This is a genomic window from Endozoicomonas sp. SESOKO2, assembly GCF_024606245.1.
Classification (GTDB): Bacteria; Pseudomonadota; Gammaproteobacteria; order Pseudomonadales; family Endozoicomonadaceae; genus Endozoicomonas_A.
In genome coordinates, this window is record NZ_JAHHPQ010000719.1 from 1 (window position 1) to 1,002 (window position 1,002).

General features: G+C 44.5%; 1 protein-coding gene. It reads left to right on the plus strand.

Going from position 1 to position 1,002, the window contains the following annotated elements:
• Positions 1 to 1,002 (plus strand): hypothetical protein (locus tag KDK17_RS17275; RefSeq protein ID WP_257255316.1); only part of this gene is annotated, 1,002 nt, incomplete at both ends.

A 1,002-nucleotide genomic window follows, 5' to 3' on the forward strand; every position in this document is an offset into this window, starting at 1 on the left:
ACACCAAGGGTAATCCTGTCACGCCTCTTGAGGCGGCACTGGACCTGCAGCGTTCATTCTATGAAAACTCAAAGCGCAACCGGTTTATCAGGCAGCTGATAGAAGCTACAACCGATAAAACACGTACTTTGAATGACCCTGATATTCTGTCTTCACTTCGACCGATCATACTACCTGACTGGACACTGCACGAAGTTGGCGACAACAACCTAAGGATTTTGTATAAGATTGTTCAGGATATAATCCACAGAGTCAATCAATCTGACCAGCAGCCACCCATAGGACAATTTGAAAAATGCTGCTTTACTGAGTATTTCGTTCAATTGTTCCTGCTCTATTCAAACCCACTTGAATTTATTCGTGAACTGTTAGAGAAACTGTCAGATTCTGTCATAAGCCGTGATATCATGATTTTTGCGCCATCATTGACATTCTCCATCCCTTTTCGCGATACCTTTATACAACTTAAAAAGCACCCATCACGCCATGAATTAGCACGCTTTTCAAATGAGCTGATAAGGCAGGCACATAATTCCCATTCACTACAAGTGCCTTTAATAGAACCTGTCATCAGTCACAGTGGTAATACCGCCAACGATACAACTGCCAGCAATGGTAATAGGTTCACTGATCCCATCCGGCAATTTAATAGCTACCACAGAGCCTCTGGCTCTACCAGCTGTTCCTCTGACTCTCTGAGATACTTACAGCAGGGAGCAAGGCCAAAACGGACTGTCCTTGCGAATCAGCAAGATATCTCTTCCCAAAAGCGACTGATGGCGAGACCCTCATGCGGTGATCATCAAGCCGGTGGGGCACATAACCGATCCGATTTGGAGGTGTCGGGGATAAATCAGAACTTCTTGAGTAAACATTCGACCGACGGCTCCCTTCTCATTGAGCTTAAAAGACGCGCTCAGGAAAAAGAAGAGAAAAAAACGCAACGGATTGAAGCGTTAACTGAAGAAGTTCAAGGGTTAAGAATAGAAAATCGGGAGTTAA